This window comes from Streptomyces spiramyceticus (assembly GCF_028807635.1).
Classification (GTDB): Bacteria; Actinomycetota; Actinomycetes; order Streptomycetales; family Streptomycetaceae; genus Streptomyces; species Streptomyces spiramyceticus.
In genome coordinates, this window is the sequence record NZ_JARBAX010000002.1 from 835,168 (window position 1) to 848,980 (window position 13,813).

General features: G+C 70.1%; 15 protein-coding genes. 8 read left to right on the forward strand and 7 right to left on the reverse strand.

Features of this window, described 5'->3' with window-relative positions; translation table 11 throughout:
* Nucleotides 1–19 precede the first annotated feature (19 nt).
* Both PXH83_RS27350 and PXH83_RS27355 read left to right on the forward strand, forming a co-directional pair.
* Nucleotides 20–2,401: a phosphoketolase family protein gene (locus PXH83_RS27350; protein ID WP_274563909.1), complete on the forward strand. Its 2,382-nt coding sequence runs from the start codon at nt 20–22 to the stop codon at nt 2,399–2,401.
* Nucleotides 2,398–2,979, forward strand: coding sequence for a CBS domain-containing protein (locus PXH83_RS27355; RefSeq protein WP_274563910.1), 582 nt, complete (start codon nt 2,398–2,400; stop codon nt 2,977–2,979). Before PXH83_RS27350 ends, PXH83_RS27355 begins: the two co-directional genes overlap by 4 nt.
* Nucleotides 2,980–3,009: 30 nt before the next feature.
* Here PXH83_RS27355 and PXH83_RS27360 read toward each other — a convergent pair whose 3' ends face one another.
* Nucleotides 3,010–4,173 carry a sensor histidine kinase gene (locus PXH83_RS27360; protein ID WP_274563911.1) on the reverse strand — a complete coding sequence of 388 codons (1,164 nt, stop codon included), beginning with the start codon at nt 4,171–4,173 and terminating at the stop codon, nt 3,010–3,012.
* A 56-nt stretch (nt 4,174–4,229) separates the two neighbouring features.
* Entirely contained in the window at nt 4,230–4,910 is a 681-nt protein-coding gene (locus tag PXH83_RS27365; RefSeq protein ID WP_274563912.1) for a response regulator, read from the reverse strand.
* A 146-nt stretch (nt 4,911–5,056) separates the two neighbouring features.
* Between PXH83_RS27365 and PXH83_RS27370 the strand changes: the two genes are divergently transcribed.
* From PXH83_RS27370 to PXH83_RS27380, 3 genes are all read left to right on the forward strand, one after another.
* The gene (locus tag PXH83_RS27370) at nt 5,057–5,887 is read left to right on the forward strand and encodes a DUF4344 domain-containing metallopeptidase (RefSeq protein ID WP_274563913.1); all 831 of its coding nucleotides are present in this window, start codon (nt 5,057–5,059) and stop codon (nt 5,885–5,887) included.
* Nucleotides 5,888–5,941: 54 nt separating this feature from the next.
* Nucleotides 5,942–6,541, forward strand: a complete 600-nt coding sequence (locus PXH83_RS27375; RefSeq protein WP_274563915.1) for an LURP-one-related family protein — start codon at nt 5,942–5,944, stop codon at nt 6,539–6,541.
* A 146-nt stretch (nt 6,542–6,687) separates the two neighbouring features.
* Nucleotides 6,688–7,101, forward strand: coding sequence for a hypothetical protein (locus PXH83_RS27380; protein WP_274563917.1), 414 nt, complete (start codon nt 6,688–6,690; stop codon nt 7,099–7,101).
* Between the two features lie 18 nt (nt 7,102–7,119).
* Here the strand turns inward: PXH83_RS27380 and PXH83_RS27385 are convergent, their stop codons facing one another.
* Entirely contained in the window at nt 7,120–7,941 is an 822-nt protein-coding gene (locus PXH83_RS27385; protein ID WP_274563919.1) for a helix-turn-helix domain-containing protein, read from the reverse strand.
* 128 nt (nt 7,942–8,069) lie between these two features.
* Here PXH83_RS27385 and PXH83_RS27390 point away from each other — a divergent pair, with 128 nt between their 5' ends.
* Nucleotides 8,070–8,375: a 4a-hydroxytetrahydrobiopterin dehydratase gene (locus tag PXH83_RS27390; protein WP_214922039.1), complete on the forward strand. Its 306-nt coding sequence runs from the start codon at nt 8,070–8,072 to the stop codon at nt 8,373–8,375.
* A 101-nt stretch (nt 8,376–8,476) separates the two neighbouring features.
* Nucleotides 8,477–9,229, forward strand: coding sequence for a class I SAM-dependent methyltransferase (locus PXH83_RS27395; protein WP_274563920.1), 753 nt, complete (start codon nt 8,477–8,479; stop codon nt 9,227–9,229).
* A gap of 32 nt (nt 9,230–9,261) precedes the next feature.
* Here PXH83_RS27395 and PXH83_RS27400 read toward each other — a convergent pair whose 3' ends face one another.
* Nucleotides 9,262–10,179 carry a Rossmann-fold NAD(P)-binding domain-containing protein gene (locus PXH83_RS27400; protein WP_274563921.1) on the reverse strand — a complete coding sequence of 306 codons (918 nt, stop codon included), beginning with the start codon at nt 10,177–10,179 and terminating at the stop codon, nt 9,262–9,264.
* 82 nt (nt 10,180–10,261) lie between these two features.
* Between PXH83_RS27400 and PXH83_RS27405 the strand changes: the two genes are divergently transcribed.
* A complete protein-coding gene (locus PXH83_RS27405; RefSeq protein WP_274563922.1) occupies nt 10,262–11,203 on the forward strand; it encodes an AraC family transcriptional regulator in 942 nt (313 codons plus the stop codon).
* Between the two features lie 60 nt (nt 11,204–11,263).
* Here the strand turns inward: PXH83_RS27405 and PXH83_RS27410 are convergent, their stop codons facing one another.
* The 3 genes from PXH83_RS27410 to PXH83_RS27420 all read right to left on the reverse strand — a co-directional run bounded on the left by PXH83_RS27410 (nt 11,264) and on the right by PXH83_RS27420 (nt 12,774).
* On the reverse strand, nt 11,264–11,764 hold the full coding sequence (locus tag PXH83_RS27410) for an RICIN domain-containing protein (RefSeq protein WP_274563923.1): 501 nt from the start codon (nt 11,762–11,764) through the stop codon (nt 11,264–11,266).
* A gap of 70 nt (nt 11,765–11,834) precedes the next feature.
* Complete coding sequence (locus PXH83_RS27415; RefSeq protein ID WP_274563924.1) at nt 11,835–11,957, reverse strand: hypothetical protein; 123 nt, start codon at nt 11,955–11,957, stop codon at nt 11,835–11,837.
* Between the two features lie 22 nt (nt 11,958–11,979).
* Nucleotides 11,980–12,774: an aldo/keto reductase gene (locus PXH83_RS27420; RefSeq protein ID WP_274565186.1), complete on the reverse strand. Its 795-nt coding sequence runs from the start codon at nt 12,772–12,774 to the stop codon at nt 11,980–11,982.
* Nucleotides 12,775–13,813: the final 1,039 nt, after the last annotated feature.

Below are 13,813 nucleotides of genomic sequence, written 5' to 3' on the forward strand. Positions count from 1 at the left end.
CGACGTTACGGAGGAATCCATGGCCAAAGTCAAGCCTCGGGGCCGAACGGCGCTGAGCCGCGAGGAGCTGGACGGCCTCCACGCCCACTGGAGGGCGGCCAACTACCTCGCCGCCGGGCAGATCTACCTGATGAGCAACCCGCTGCTGAAAGAGCCGCTGGCGCCCGCCCACATCAAGCCGCGCCTCCTCGGCCACTGGGGCACGGCCCCCGGCCTCAACCTCGTCCACACCCACATCAACCGGATCGTCAAGGCACGCGACCTCTCCGCCCTGTGCATCTGGGGGCCCGGCCACGGCGGGCCCGCCGTCCTTGCCAACTCCTGGCTGGAGGGCAGCTACAGCGAGACCTATCCGGACGTGAGCCGGGACGCAGCGGGCATGGCCCGGCTCTTCCGGCAGTTCTCGTTCCCCGGCGGGGTCCCCAGCCATGTCGCGCCCGAGACGCCCGGGTCCATCCACGAGGGCGGTGAGCTCGGCTATTCACTGGCGCACGCGTACGGCGCCGCGCTCGACAACCCGGATCTTCTCGTCGCGTGCGTCGTCGGAGACGGCGAGGCCGAGACCGGCCCCCTCGCCGCCTCCTGGCACTCCAACAAATTCCTGGACCCCGTCCACGACGGCGCGGTGCTGCCCATCCTCCACCTCAACGGCTACAAGATCGCCAACCCGACGGTCCTGGCCCGGCTCCCGGAGACCGAACTCGACGCGTTGTTGAGGGGTTACGGGCACGAGCCCCTGCACGTCAGCGGCGACGACCCCCTCCGCGTCCACGAGGCCATGGCCGCCGCGATGGACCAGGCCCTGGACGACATCGCCCGTATCCAGCACGCCGCCCGTAAGGAAGGAGCGACCGAGCGACCCCGCTGGCCGGTGATCGTTCTGCGTACGCCGAAGGGCTGGACCGGCCCGGCCGAGGTGGACGGCGCCCCCGTCGAAGGCACCTGGCGGGCCCACCAGGTGCCGCTCGCCGGCGTACGGGAAAACGCAGGGCACCTCGCCCAGCTGGAGCAGTGGCTGCGCTCGTACCGTCCGGAGGAACTCTTCGACGAGGCGGGGCGGCCCAGGCCGGAGGTCCTGGCCTGCGTGCCGGACGGGGACCGCAGGCTCGGCGCCACACCGCACGCCAACGGGGGCCTGCTCGTACGCGATCTGCCCATCGCGCCTCTCGAACGCTTCGCCGTTCCCGTCGACAAGCCGGGGTCGTCCACGCACGAGCCCACCCGCGTACTGGGCAATCTCCTGGCGCAGATCATGAAGGACTCCGCCGGGCACAGGGACTTCCGGGTCGTAGGACCGGACGAGACGGCCTCCAACCGGCTGGACGCGGTCTTCGACGCCACCGGCAAGGCATGGCAGGCAGAGGTCACGGCGACCGACGAACACCTGACGCACGACGGCCGGGTCATGGAGATCCTCTCCGAACACCTCTGCCAGGGCTGGCTGGAGGGCTACCTGCTGACCGGGCGTCACGGATTGTTCTCCTGCTACGAAGCGTTCGTCCACATCGTCGACTCGATGGTCAACCAGCACATCAAGTGGCTCAAGACGTCCCGGAGCCTGCAGTGGCGGGCCCCGGTCGCCTCCCTCAACTACCTGCTCACCTCGCACGTCTGGCGCCAGGACCACAACGGCTTCTCCCACCAGGACCCCGGCTTCGTCGACCACGTACTCAACAAGAGCCCCGAGGTGGTCCGGGTCTATCTGCCGCCGGACGCCAACACCCTGCTGTCGGTGGCCGACCACGCCCTGCGCAGCCGCGACTACGTCAACGTCATCGTGGCCGGCAAGCAGCCCTGCTTCGACTGGCTGACCCTCGAAGAGGCCCGCGCCCACTGCGCACGCGGCGCCGGCATCTGGGAGTGGGCCGGTACCGAGAACGGTGAGCGCGAGCCGGACGTCGTCCTTGCCTGCGCCGGGGACGTCCCCACCCAGGAAGTCCTCGCCGCCGCCGGACTGCTCCGCCGGTATCTGCCGGACCTGGCCGTCCGGGTCGTCAACGTGGTCGACATCGCCCGGCTGATGCCGCGCGAGGAGCACCCGCACGGGATGGGCGGCTTCGAGTACGACGCCCTGTTCACCCGCGACAGCCCGGTGATCTTCGCGTACCACGGCTATCCCTGGCTGATCCACCGGCTCGCCTACCGGCGCGCCGGCCACGCGAACCTGCACGTCCGCGGCTACAAGGAGATGGGCACCACGACGACACCCTTCGACATGGTCGTCCGCAACGACCTGGACCGCTACCGGCTCGTCATGGACGTCATCGACCGCGTCCCCGGCCTCGCCGTCCGCGCGATCGCCGTACGCCAGGCCATGGCGGACGCCCGCACCCGCCACCATGCCTGGATCCGCGAGCACGGTACGGACATGCCGGAGGTAGCGGATTGGACCTGGGGATGAACCGCCCGCCTCATTTCGTGAGCGACGTCATGTCCCACCCCGTGGTCGCCGTCCTGCGGGGTGCGGCGTTCAAGGAGATGGTCGAGGCCATGGCCCGGTGGAAGGTCGGCATGATGCCGGTCATCGACGCCGAACGCCGGGTCGTCGGCGTCGTGTCGGAAGCGGATCTCCTGCCCGGAAAGGAGCCGGGCGGGTCGACCGCAGAGGAGCTCATGAGCAGCCCGGCCGTGACGATTCACGAGGACGCGACCCTGGCGCAGGCCGCACGCACCATGGCGGTCCAGCACCTGAAGTCCCTGCCCGTGGTGGACGCGGCAGGCCGGATCTCCGGCGTTGTCAGCCGCTCCGACCTGCTGAAAGTCTTCCTCCGGCCGGACGAAGACCTCGCCGCCGAGATCCGGAGGGAAGTCGTCAAGCGGCTCTTCCCCGAACCCGGCGCGGAGGTGCACGTCCGAGTCGACAACGGCGTCGTCACGCTCAGCGGCACACTGCCGGACACCCGGCTTATTCCGGTCGCGACACGCCTGGTCCGGGCCGTGCCCGGCGTCGTGGATGTCGAATGGGCCCTGGACGACTGATCCGGGGTGAGGGAGATCGCGTCAGATCGGTCAGGGGGCTGCGCTGGGCAGCACGGCCCGTACGAGGAAGCCCGCATCGCCGGTCGGACCGGCCTCGAAGGCGCCGCCCAGCAGCTGGACCCGCTCGTGCAGTCCGACCAGGCCGTGACCGCCGCCCGGCAGGCCGAGCGGGGCGGCCGCGCGGTCGGCCGGGCCGTTGCGGACCTCGACGTGCAACTCGCGGCTGTCCTCGTCCCGCAGCCGGACACGGACCCGGACCCGGGCGCCCGGCGCGTGTTTGCGTACGTTGGTGAGGGCCTCCTGGACGATACGGAAGGCCGCCCGCTCGACGGCTTCCGGGATCCGGGCCCGTGGGCTGTCGGCCCGGGACAGGCACTCACCCAGGTCGATCTCGACGTCGAGCGCACTGTCCGCCACCAGCCGGGGGAGGTCGGCGAGCCGGGGCTGCGGGGTGAGCTCCTCCGTGTCGCCGCCGGCGGCGCGCAGTACGCCCACCATGTGGCGCAGCTCGTCGAGCGTACGGACGGCGAGCGTACGGATCGTGCCCGAGACCTCCCGTACCGGCCCCTCGGCACTGCTCACCCCCAGCGCACCCGCCTGCAGGCTGATCAGGCTCACTTGGTGAGCGACCACGTCATGCATCTCCCGGGCGAGCCTGGCCCGCTCGGTGGCGAGGACCTGCCCCGCCAGCAGCCGGTCCTCGCGGGCGCGGCTGCCGGCCAGTTCAGCGAGCCGGGCGGCGAGTTCGCGGCGCGTACGGACCAGGAGTCCGAGGGCGACGGGCGCGGTGGTCGTCAGGACTGTGTCGACCGCGTACTGCACGGTTTCGCGGTCCAGCTTCAGGTCGGACAGGTCGCTGAGCGGGTTCGGCAAGAAGTGCGCGGCGGCGACCAGCAGGCCGCAGAAGGGAAGCAGCCGACGGTCGGGGCGCCGGGACGCCACCGTATAGAGGGCGATCATGGGGGCGAACCAGACGTACCCGACGTACATCCCCGGCAGGGTCGCGAGCAGCACCGCGACGGGGAAGCGGCGGCGCAGCAGCAGGGCCGCGGCGGCGGCGAGCGACACCGCGAGCGGTGTACCGGGTGCGAGGCCGTTGACGAGGAGCGCGTCGGTGGCCGCGAGGGCGACGGGGCCGAGGAGCGTCAGGAGGGGCAGCAAGGGGAGAAGCCGGGCGACGACTGGGTTCCTCACGGCGTCGTTCCTCACCGCATCGTTCCTCACCGGGTCGTTCCTCACCGGTTCGTTCTTCACCGGGGCTCCGGGCCTGCTGCGTCGTCGCGTACGAGGAGGCCGGCGCGGTCGGCGAGCACCGCTGCCTGCACCCGGTTGAGGCCGCCCAGCTTTCCGAGCACCACGCTGACGTGGTCCTTGACCGTGCTGTGGGCCAGCCGCAGACGCGCGGCGATCGCCGCGTTGGACAGCCCCGCACCGAGCAGCGTGAGCACCTCGCGCTCCCGGGGCGTAAGGGCGCGTACGGCCCGCACGGCGGGCGCCGAACCCGCCGAGGCGTCGACGTAACCGCCGATCACGGCGTGCGTCACGGCGGGATCCAGGGTGCTGCCGCCGCCGTCGAGCACGCGCACGGCGCTGATCAGCCGCTCGGGGTCGGTGTCCTTCAGGAGGAATCCGACGGCTCCCAGGCGCAGCGCCGCCGAGAGGTACTCGTCCGCGTCGAACGTGGTGAGCATCGCCACCGGTGGAATCCGGCCGCCGAGAGCACTGCGCAGGCCGCGCAGCACCGTCAGGCCGTCCACATCCGGCATGCGCACATCCAGCAGTACTACGTCGGGCCGGTGCGCGAGGATGGTCTCGACCGCCCGCGCCCCGCCGCAGTCGGCGACCACCTCGATGTCCGGCGCCGACCCAAGGATCAGCCGCAGTCCGGAACGGACCAGCTGCTCGTCGTCGACGGCGACAACGCGGATCACGGTCTCTCCCTCACTTTGTCCAGGTGCGGTCACTCTAGGTCAGGAACACGGCAGGTCCGGCGGGACGCACCCCCGCCGACCGGCGGGGGCAAGTCCGGCCGTGGGAAGGATTCGGCGGAGCAGGGCCGCGAACCATAGTTCCGTCCATGACAGGACGCCATGCTGCCCCGAAGATCCGCTCCCCGCGCCGCGCGGGCCTGCGCAGGACCGTACTCACCACCACCGCGCTGACCGGCCTCTCGGCCGCGCTCGTCACCGCGGCCGCGCCCGGACAGGCGGTCGGCCAGTCCCGCGGTTTCGTGGCGGCGTACGAGAAGGCCGGACGCGGCGACGCCGACGAGAAGGCCTTCCTGAAGAAGCACCGGCTGCTCGACACGGTGTCCGCCAAACTCAACAGGCAGCTGAAGATACCCGCCACCATCACCGTGGCGGGCAAGTCGTGCGGCAACTCCGATGTCGCGTACGACCCGGAGACGGCGAAGGTCGAGGTCTGCTACGAGTTCGTCGCCGAGGTCCGCGACATGTTCAAGGACGCCCGCAGTAAGAATGTGTCGGACAAGACGGCGGGCGTGGTGACCGAGACCCTCTACCACGAGGCCGCGCACGCGCTCATCCACAAGCTCGACCTGCCGTTCACCGGGCGCGAGGAGGACGCCGCCGACCAGTTCGCGGCGTACAACCTCATCCCCCAGGGGGCGAAGGGGCAGCGGGCGCTGCTGGCCGCGGCCGAGAACTACGACCTGTACGCGAAGGACCAGCCCTTGGAGGAGATCGACTTCTCCGACGAGCACACGCCCCACGCGGCACGCTCGGCCACGTACCGCTCGTATCTCCACGGCGCTGCCCCCAAGCGGTGGAAGAAGCTCGTGGACGGCAAGCACCTCACCCGGGCCCGCGCGGACTTCTCCGAGGACGAGTACCGCGACCTGCGACAGGGCTGGTCGCACCTGCTCAAGCCGCACCGCAAGATTCAATAAACGCACGAACGCACGAACGCATAAACTCGTGCACGTACAAACAAGGATGTACCAGTGGATTCCTCGCAGCTCCAGGCGCAGCAGCGCTTCCTCGTCCGCCAGCAGCTGACCATGATGGCCAACCGCTATGTGGTCACCGTGGCTCGGCCGGACGGCTCCGAGGGCGAGGTCGTGGCGTTCGCCGAGCAGAAGCGGCTGGCGCTCAAGGAGCACGTCACCTTCTACACCGACGAGTCCAAGCAGCGGGTCCTGTGCACGTTCAAGGCCCGCCAGGTCCTCGATGTGGGCGCTACGTACGACGTGACCGACGACACCGGAGCGCCGATCGGGCTGTTCCGCAAGGTGTTCGGTGCGTCCTTGCTGCGCTCGACCTGGGCGATGGAGCAGCCCGGGGAGCCGGAGACGACCGGGCAGGAGCGCAACCAGTACATAGCCATCCTGCGCCGGGTCTGGGAGTTCGTCCCGTTCGTGGACGTGCTGCCGTTCGCCTGGCCGTACCACTTCGACTTCACCGCAGGTGGCCTGCCGGTCATGTCGGTGGACAAGAAGTTCGGCCTGCGGGACAGGTACGTCGTCGACATCCAGGCCCCGGGTATCGACCGCCGCCTCGCCATCGCCCAGGCGGTGGGCCTGGACGCACTGCAGTCCCGCTGACGACCGTGCACCGGCCATTACCCGCGAGGTAATCGACGCTCTCCCTCGTGCGCGGCATGGTTGCGGTTACCGGAACCCGGGCGGCGCACTCCGCCCGGGAACCGGGCCCCACCAGCCCGTACGACCTCGATGGAGGCTGATTCCCCATGTCCGCGACCCTGCTCGCCAACCTTTCCAGGACCACTGAGCCGCAGACGATGCTGCGCCGCTTCCTCGCCCTCGACGCCGTGGTCACCACCACCAACGGGCTGGTGTACGTCGCAGCCTCGGGCCCTGTCGGCAGGCTCCTCGGGGTCGGGTCCACCCTCCTGCTCGAAATCGGCGTGTTTCTGGTGCTGTTCGGAGCCGGTGTCGGTTACCTCGCCTCGCGCAAGGAACCGGGCACCTTCGCCGTCAAGGCCGTCATCGAGGCCAACCTGGTGTGGGCCGTGGCCGGCCTCGCGGCGCTCGTGCTGTGGTTCTCGCCGACGACCGTCGGCACGTTCTGGATCCCGATGCAGGCGGCGACCGTCGCAGGATTCGCCGGCCTCCAGCACCTGGCGCTGCGCGCCCGGGGATGAAAGGGAGGAAGCGCCCGATCAGGGCGCCAGCGACTGAAGGTACTTGACCGTCGCCGGGTCGGCCGGAAGGAAGGTTTCGATGGCCAGCTCGGCGACGGTCACGTCCATCGGGGTGTTGAAGGTCGAGATCGACGAGACGAACGACAGCACCCGGCCGTCGTGCTCGATCTGGAGCGGCAGTGCGAAGTGGGGGTACGGCGGGTCCTCCGGGCGGTCCGGCTCGTCGGCGCCGGCGCCGACGCCGGTCTCCGGCATGGGATAGGCCAACACCTCGTCGTACACCGCACGCAGCGCCTCCGACCTGACCAGGGCGATCTGACGCTCCATCTGAGCCTTGAGATACCCGCGCCACTCCCGCAGATTGCGGATGCGCGGGGCGAGGCCATCGGGGTGGAGGGTGATCCGCATCGCGTTCAGCGGTGGCGTGAGGAGATGCTCGGGCAGGCCGTCCAGCAGCATCATGATGCCGAGGTTGGCCGCGATCACGGTGTACGAGCCGTCGACCACGAGAGCGGGATACGGCTCGTAGCCCTGCAGCAGCCGCTCGATGCCCTCGCGCAGGGCGCCCATCGCCGGGTCGTCGAGCGAAGTCTCGCCGTACTGCGGGGCGTAACCGGCCGCCAGGAGCAGCGCGTTGCGTTCCCGTACAGGCACATCCAGGTGCTCGGCCAGCCGCAGGACCATCTCCTCGCTCGGGCGCGACCTGCCGGTCTCGATGAAACTGATGTGCCGCGCCGACGATTCAGCACGCAGCGCCAACTCCAGCTGACTCAGCCGCCGCTGCTCGCGCCAGCCACGGAGCAGCGGACCCACACCCTTGTCGACCACCACAGTTGTCATACCGGAGACCGTAACCGATCGCTGATTTACGACCACGGAATGTCCGCGGCAGCGTCTGGGCATCAATTCGACCGGAAAGTGGCAAGCTGATCAGCACCGCAACACTTTTCTCCGGAGGGAGCTTCGCCATGGCCACCGAGCCGCTGTCGCAGAAGGAGATCGAGGACCGGCTCCGCGAACTGCCCGGCTGGTCGCTGGACGACAGCCGGATCGCCCGTACGTACCGTCTCGGTACGCACTTCGCGGGGGCCGCGATGGTCGTCCACGTCGCCCAGATCCAGGAGGAGCTCGGCCACCACTCCGACCTGACCCTCGGCTACAACACCCTGGCACTGACCGTGAACACGCACAGCGCCGGAGGTGCGGTCACCGAGCTGGACTTCGAACTCGCGCGCCGGGTCGAGGACATCGCGCGGGGCCACGGGGCGAACTGACGCAGGGTTCGAACTGGTTCGACGCGTTTGACCCAGACGGGCCATAACCTGTCACAACACATCACAATGCGTTGCAACTCGTCAGACGTACGATCTTCGGCATGCTGGATTACGACGCCGAAGCCGCACAGTACGACGCCATCCGGGGCGGCGTCCCCCGTGCCGAGGCCGCCGCCCGGGCGGTACTCGGCCTCGTGCCCGGACGGGCCCGCACCCTGCTCGACATCGGGTGCGGCACCGGCATCGTCACCGCCCGCCTGGTCCGGCCCGGCCTTCGGGTGCTGGGCGCCGACGCCGCGTACGGCATGGCCAGAAAGGCCGCCGACCGGCTGGGGCCGGGAGCGGTCGTACTCGCCGATGTGCGGCGGCTGCCGCTGCCGACCGCGTCCGTCGACGCGGTGAGCGCGGTGTGGCTGCTGCACCTGGTGCGGGACGCGGGAGACGCGGAGGACACAGTGGCCGAGGCGGCGCGGGTGCTGCGCCCCGGCGGGGTGTTCGTCACCACCGTCGACAAGGACGACGCGCACGACGTGGGCTGCGACATCGACGCCGTTCTCGCTCCGTACCGTACGGCCGACGCCTTCGACCGTACGGAACTGATCGAGGCGTACGGGGCGGAGCACGGCCTGACGGCGGTGGGCGAGGCCCGCTTCGTCGGCCACGGCCAGGGGCGCTCGCCGCTGCGCACCGCCGAAGCGCTGCGCAAGGGGAGGTACGCCTCGCGCATCACGGTGCGCGGGGCGGCGGCGGAGGACGTCGCGACCGCCTTGTCCGCCCTCCCGGATCCGGAGTCACGGCGCCCGGACCCGACGTACCGGCTGCTTGCGCTGCGGAAGGAGGCGGGGGGCGGATGACGGGGGTAAGGGAGCAAAGCCCGTCGCAGCCGTCAGCTACGGCTGCGCACCCACGTACCCCTCGCCGCCTCCTCCCGGGCGAAGTCCGCGAAATCCTTCGGTGCGCGGCCCAGCACCCGCTCGACCCCGTCCGTCGTCGACGCGTTGTGCCCGTCGAGCAGCGTGCCGAACAGCCCTGACAGCCACTCCGCCACCGGCCCCGGCATTCCGTACTCCTGGAGCATCGCGGCGTACTCCGCCACCGACACCGGGACATACCGCACCTCGCGGCCCGTCGCCTTCGAGATCTCCGCCACGACCTCGGCGAAGGTCAGCAGCCGGGGGCCGGTCAGCTCGTGCACCAGACCCGCGTGCCCGTCCTCCGTGAGCGCCGCCACCGCCACATCCGCCAGATCGTCGGCGTGCACCCACGGCTCCGCCGTCCCGCCCGCGGGGAACGCCACTTCACCGGCTATGACGCCCTCGACCATGGCGCCCTCGCTGAAGTTCTGCGCGAAGAAACTGCCGCGTACGACCGTGAGCGCCGCACCCGACTCGCGCAATGCCTCCTCCGCCAGCACCGCTTCGGGCTCGCCGCGCCCCGAAAGCAGCACCAGCCGGTGTACGCCCTTCTCCTTCGCGATCCGCCCGAAGGTCCGCACCGCTTCTACGGCGCCGGGGGCGGCGAGGTCCGGGTAGTACGCGACATACGCCGCATCCGCGCCGCGCAGCGCCGGACTCCACGTCGAATCGTCCTCCCAGTCGAACCGCACCTCACCCTTGCGGGACCCGGACCTGACCGTCGTGCCGAGGGCGGCGAGCCGCTCGACCACTCGGCGGCCGGTCTTGCCGGTGCCGCTCGTCACCAACACTGTTGCTCGCTCCGACTGTTCCGACTGTTCCGACTGCGCGGACTGGTCGGGCTGGTCGGGCTGCTGGGACTGCGCTGTCTGCTTCAAGTTTTCTGTCATGCCTCAAGATTCGCCGGGCGAGTCTGGACGAGCCATGCTTCAAAGGCTCAACTCCATACGTCTGCGTCTACGCTGAGGTTTCATGGACGTACTCGCCGGTCTCCTCGACGGGCCGCGCGCCCGCGGCGCCTTCCTCCTCCGCGCAGTGATGAATCCGCCCTGGGCGGTACGCGTCGAGGACCGGGCGCCCCTGTCCCTGATGTGCATGACCCGCGGCAACGCCTGGGTGATGCCAGACGGGGGCGCCCCGGTGCTGCTGCGCCCCGGCGACATCGCGATCGCGCGCGGCCCCGAGCCGTACACCTGCGCCGACGACCCGGCGAGCCCGCCGCGCGCCAGGATCGGGCCGGGGGGCGTGTGCAACACGCTCCAGGGCGAGCCGCTGGCCGACGCGATGCATCTGGGCGTACGGACATGGGGCGACAGCCCGGACGGGGCGTCGGCCATGCTCATCGGTACGTATCAGCTGGCGGGGGAGGTCGGCGGGCGGCTGCTGGACGCGCTGCCGCCGCTGGTGTACCTGCCCGCCGAGTTGTGGAACTGCCCGCTGATGCCGGCGCTCGAAGACGAGATCGGCAGGGACGAACCCGGCCAGAGCGTGATGCTGGACCGGCTGCTCGACCTGCTGCTGATCGCCACGCTCCGGACATGGTTTTCACGGCCCGAAGCGGAGGCGCCGGCGTGGTATCGGGCCATGGGCGACCCCGTCGTCGGCCAGGCCCTGCGGCTGATGCAGGACGATCCCGTCCACCCCTGGACGGTGGCCGCGCTCGCCGCGAAGGCCGGCGTCTCGCGGGCGGGGCTCGCCCGGCGGTTCACCGAGCTGGTGGGGGAGCCCCCGATGGCGTACCTCACCGGGTGGCGCCTCGCCCTCGCCGCGGATCTGCTGCGCGAGACGGACGCGACGGTGGGGGCGGTGGCGCGGCAGGTCGGCTACAGCGGGTCCTTCGCACTGAGCGCGGCGTTCAAACGGGTGCGCGGGGTCAGTCCGCAGGAGTACCGGACGGCATTGCGCCGGGTGTGATGCCTGCGCTGTGATGCCTGCGCCGTGATGCCTGACGCTGTGATGTTTACGGTGCGATGCCTACGGCGTGATCACCGGCTCCAAGTGCCACCACTGGCCGGGGGAGTCGGTGTCCTCCCACTGCTGCACATTCGCCCCGTCGTCCATGCTCCCGTCGGCGACCTCCAGCAGCAGCCCGCTCACGTAACTGATCAGGGTGACCGTGCCGGGCGCGTCCAGGTGCTGCTCGACCAGCCACTCCTGGGCGCCGAAGTTGTTGGCCTTCCACTGCTGGATGTTGGCCCCGTTCTCGGTCGAGGCCCCGGCGACGTCGAGCCGCTTGCCGCTCGCGGCGTTCACCAGGTGGTAGAGGCCGCCGCCGCTGTGTACTGCGGACACGTACCAGTGCTGCGCCGGGCCGCCGCTCTCCTTGCCCTGCTGGACGTTGGCACCGCTTCCCTTGTTGCCGCCGTACACCTCAAGGAGCATGCCGCTGCCGACGTTGCGAAGGCGGTACGTGCCTTCGGCGATGGGCTGCGGCTTGGTGGCGTCACCGTTTGTGTTGCCGCCGGTGCTGGTCACGCGGTGCCTTCCGTGTCGCGGTGTCGTATCCGGTCGTCGTGGGCGGCGAGCAGGATCCGTACGTTGGTGATCACCAAACGCTCGTGTTGTGCAGGGCGCCCCTGGCGATGTCGACGAAGCCCATGACGGACTGCCAGAAGGGGGCGTAGCAGTCGTTGAACCGCTGGGCTGCGTCGGGCTGTCCGGGGATCATGGCCTCAAGGGCGCGGTAGTTGTCAGGCGTCGTTGTCGAACGTCGCCGGATCCGGGCCGAGGCGCTTGCCCTCGTCGAGGGCGGCGAAGGCCGCGAGGTCGTCGGCGTCGAGCTCGAAGCCGAAGACGTCGATGTTCTCGGCGATCCGCGACGGCGTCACGGACTTGGGGATGACGACGTTGCCTATCTGGAGGTGCCAGCGCAGCACGACCTGGGCCGGAGTCTTCCCGTGCTTCTGCGCGATGGCGACGACCGTCGGGACCTCCAGGAGGCCCTTGCCCTGGCCGAGCGGGGACCAGGCCTCGGTGGCGATGCCGTGCTCGGCGTGGAAAGCGCGGGACTCGCTCTGCTGGAGGTGCGGGTGGAGCTCGATCTGGTTGACGGCCGGGACGACCGCGGTCTCGCCGATGAGCCGTTCTAGGTGCTCGGGAAGGAAGTTGGAGACGCCGATCGCCTTGGCGCGGCCGTCCGCGTAGATCTTCTCGAAGGCCTTGTACGTGTCGACGTACGCGCCCTTGGAAGGCAGCGGCCAGTGGATCAGGTAGAGGTCGACGTAGTCGAGGCCGAGCTTGGCCAGCGAGTCGTCGAAGGCGCGGAGCGTGGAGTCGTAACCCTGCTCGGAATTCCAGAGCTTCGTCGTCACGAACAGCTCGTCGCGGGGGACGTCGGAGGCGGCGATCGCCTTGCCGGTGCCGGTCTCGTTCTCGTAGATCGCGGCGGTGTCGATGCTTCGGTACCCGGCCTGGATCGCTGTGCCGACAGCGTTCGCGGCCTCGTCGTCAGGCACCTGCCAGACGCCGAAACCGAGCTGGGGCATCTCGACGCCGTTGTTCAGGGTGAGGGAGGGGGCGGAGGAGGCCTTGCTCACGAGCGATCGGTCCTTACGTCGTCGGTTGGTACTCCCCTCGTCAACGATCACGGGGCCTGAAGCATTCCCGTCCTGCGCCGAAGCGGAGGCGACGGGCCGCCGGTGTATCAAGGGCGCTCCCTGCGGTCGCGTCGCCTGCGGAGATGTCGCTCCGCTCCACCCTTGCCTCCCGCCCCACCGCTACCGTTACCGTTCTTAACGGGGCGGCCCGCGGGAAGGGAGCCCTGCACGCTGGCCTTGTCCGGCGGGTGGTCCGGGCCGTCTCGGTGACTTACGGCTTGGTGGTTGGTCCGCACCAGTTGAATGGCGACTCGGCTCGGTTCGGCGTCCACCCAATCCGGTGGTCGGCTGAGACTCATGCCCGGTGTCTGGGGTGCGTGGTCTGAGGAGCGGCGCCCGGTTCGACTTCGGGGTCGGGGGATGGCCCCGACCAGGGGCGTCGATTGTCTCTGCCATGGGGCCGCCCTTTACCCAAGTTTCGCGGCTCCGGTGCGGGCGTAACGGGTGCTCCTACGTCGCGTCGCTGCGCGATGACCCTACGGGCCCCCCTTGACGCCCACCCCTCCACCACTGGTTCTTCACGGGGGCGGCCCCCGGGAGCCGGGCCCCGGAGAAGGCCCGGGAAGCAGCCGACCGCCGCTGCCGGGCGACGGGTCCGGTGGGTGGGATACACACACCACGCCTTGGGGGCGGCCGGGCCGATCTCAGCGCCCACCCCGCCCGCCTGCTGGTGCGACACCACACTCCCACCCACAGCCGCACCCACGCCGGTGGCCAGCCGGGCCGGGCAGCTGACCCTTCGAGTTGTCGTGAGTCGACGGCCCTCACCAGCCCACCGGCTTGGGCCTGATGGGTTTCATGGGACTGATGCGGCTCATGAGCGCCCCCGAAGCGCCTTGGGGTGGAAAGAGGACACCTAAATGCCCTCAACTCGGCGACGAAAGTGTCCTCTTCCACGCACAAGACGCCAGCGGGAAGCTTTACGGAC